General features: G+C 65.7%; 2 protein-coding genes. Both read right to left on the bottom strand.

From position 1 onward, the window contains the following. A partial coding sequence (locus tag ACFE65_RS17510) for a WD40/YVTN/BNR-like repeat-containing protein (protein ID WP_375383641.1) occupies positions 1 to 1,285 on the bottom strand: 1,285 nt, incomplete at its 3' end. 51 nt (positions 1,286 to 1,336) lie between these two features. Beyond that, the gene (gene ilvA / locus ACFE65_RS17505) at positions 1,337 to 2,584 is read right to left on the bottom strand and encodes a threonine ammonia-lyase (RefSeq protein WP_375383640.1); all 1,248 of its coding nucleotides are present in this window, start codon (positions 2,582 to 2,584) and stop codon (positions 1,337 to 1,339) included. Positions 2,585 to 2,789 lie beyond the last annotated feature (205 nt).

Genomic DNA, 2,789 nt, shown 5'->3' with positions numbered 1-2,789 from the left:
TGTGGTAGATCTGCGCCGTCGGCTGGTTGTACCACGTGCTCCAGCTCTTGCCGCCGTCGACGCTCACCACCGTTCCCTGATCGCTGCTCAGCACCATGCGGTTGCCGTCGTTCGGATTGACCCACATCTGGTGGTAATCGTCTCCGCCCGGCGCTCCCTTGATGGGGAAGAAGGTCTTGCCCGCGTCGTCGCTCTCGAAGGTGCCCGTGTTGATGACGTAGAGCTTGTCCGGATTTTTGGGGTCGACCGTCACCGACTCGAAGTACCAGCCGCGCCCCCACAGCCGCTGCTCGTCGTTCACGCGGGTCCAGGTTGCGCCGGCATCGTCCGAGCGATAGACGCCGCCCAGCGGCTTGGCCGGCGGCTCGGACTTTGGCGCACCCTCGGGCGCGCGCAAGGGCCGCGCAACCGCCGCGCCGGTATCGTCCACCACCGCCCACAGCCGCTTGGGATTGCTGGGCGCGACCGCAATGCCGATCTTGCCGACGAAGTTGTCCTCCGGCAGCCCGCCGCCCAACTTCGTCCAGTGCGCGCCGCTGTCGGTCGACTTGTATAACCCGCCGCCCGGCATATTCGAGGGCGCATAGACCGACCACGGCGGACGCCGCGTCGCCCACAACGAAGCATAGACCGTCTCCGGCTGCTGGGGATCGAGCGCCAGGTCGACCGCGCCGACGTTCTCCGGGTCATCCTTGCTGGCGAGGACCTTGGTCCAGTGCGCGCCGCCGTCGGTCGAGCGATATACGCCGCGCTCCGCATTGCCGCGGTAGACATGGCCCAATGCCGCCACATACAGCTTGTTCGGGTCGCGCGGGTCGACCACGATGCGACCGATCTGCCGCGTCGCCTCAAGGCCGATCGGCTTCCAGGTCTTGCCTGCATCGGTCGACTTGAACATCCCGATGCCGTACGAGTGCTGGCTGCGGATGTCCGGCTCGCCCGTGCCGACGTAGACGATCTTCGGGTCCGAAGGCGGCACGGCGATGGCGCCGATCGAGCCGATCGGAATGCCTGCGTCGCTGGTGCCTGTATCACTGATCGGGAGCCAGGTCCGGCCGGCGTTCACCGTCTTCCACACGCCGCCGCCCACGGAGCCCATGTAGAAGGTGTCCGGCTCGGCCGCATTGCCGCTCACGCCATAGGTTCGGCCGCCGCGCATGGGTCCAACCTCACGCCAGTGCAGGCCGCCCAGCATGGCCCCTGAAGTGCTACCCGTCTGCCCATACATCGCCGGAGCCAATGAAGTAAATGCAGCTAAAACCAGAACACCGTTTCGCAAACCCATGCGTAACTCCTCTCGCTAAATCTTTCCAAACTCATCCTGCTGCGAAGCCGATTACTGCACGCGGCTATGCCGGTAGCCGGCCTCGGTCAGCGCCGTCAGCAACTCCGCCACCTGTTCCCGTCCGCGTGTCTCCATCGTAATATCGATCGCCGTATCGCCGAGGTTTACTCCATAATAGGCACGGTTATACAGCGTGTTGACGATGTTGACGCGATGCCGCGCGATCAGCCTTGTCAGCTCCGCCAGCGCGCCCGGCTTGTCCAGCAGATGGATGCGCAGCAGGATCATGCGCCCATCCTGCACCAGGCCGCGCTCGATGATCCGCGCCAGCAGGGTCACATCGATGTTGCCTCCGCACACCAGCACGCCTGTCTTGACGCCGCGCCGATTCGCGAGCGACGTCTTGCCCTGGAGCAGCGCGGCGAGGGCTGCCGCACCCGCACCCTCGGCCAGTGTCTTTTCCCGCTCGAGCAGCACCAGGATGGCCGATGCAATCTCGTCCTCATCGACCGTCACAATCTCGTCGACGTAGCGCTCGACCAGAGGATAGGTGAGCGCGCCCGCCCGCCGGACCGCGATGCCGTCCGCAATCGTGGTCGCCGCCTCGATCGCCACCGGCCCGCCCTGCACGATCGCCTCCACCATGCTCGGCAGCCGCGATGTCTGTACGCCGATGACCCGCACCTCCGGCGCTTTGTTGCGCGCGGCCATCTCCTTGATCGCGCAGGCCATGCCGCCAATCAGCCCTCCGCCACCGATGGGCACGATTACGGCCTCGAGGCCCGCGATCTGCTCCAGCATCTCGAGCCCGATCGTGCCCTGCCCGGCCATGACTGCCGCGTCGTTGAACGGATGTAGAAACACCATCCCCTCGCTCTCGCACAGCCGTGTTGCTTCCGCGTACGCCTCGTCGTAATTGGCCCCGTGCAGCACAACCTCTGCCCCAAACTCCCGCGTCGCCGTTACCTTCACCAGCGGCGTCGCGAGCGGCATCACGATGCGCGACCGCACCCCCAGCCGGGTCGCGTGGTACGCCACACCCTGCGCGTGATTGCCCGCGCTTGCTGCCACCACGCCGCGCTGCGCCTCGGCTTCGGTCAGCAGCGACAGCCGGTTCAGCGCGCCGCGCTCCTTGAAGCTTCCCGTCATCTGCAGGTTCTCAAGCTTCAGGAACACCTGCTGCCCCGTCAGCTTCGAAAGCATCTCCGACCGCGCACAGGGCGAATAGTACACGTGATCCCGCACCCGTTCTCGCGCGGCGAGCACATCCTCAAGCCCAATTGCCAATGCCTGGTCCATCTCTCCAGCTTAGTGGAACTGCGCTGGCGACAGGTCCGGGAAACTCACATCTGGCCTCCAGGATTTTTGACGGGCGAACCGCAACACAACCCACTCCGCGCGCACACCCTCCTAGCCCAACATGAAGCTCCGCCTCATGCTGCTCGCCGTCGCCTTCTTCACCCCTGCCGCCATCTTCGCCCAGTCCGCGTCCCAGTCCGCAACC

It is taken from the genome of uncultured Sphingomonas sp. (assembly GCF_964237335.1).
Taxonomy (GTDB): domain Bacteria; phylum Pseudomonadota; class Alphaproteobacteria; order Sphingomonadales; family Sphingomonadaceae; genus Sphingomonas.
The sequence above is the reverse complement of the archived record's forward strand: the minus strand, read 5'-3'. Positions and strand labels throughout refer to the sequence as shown.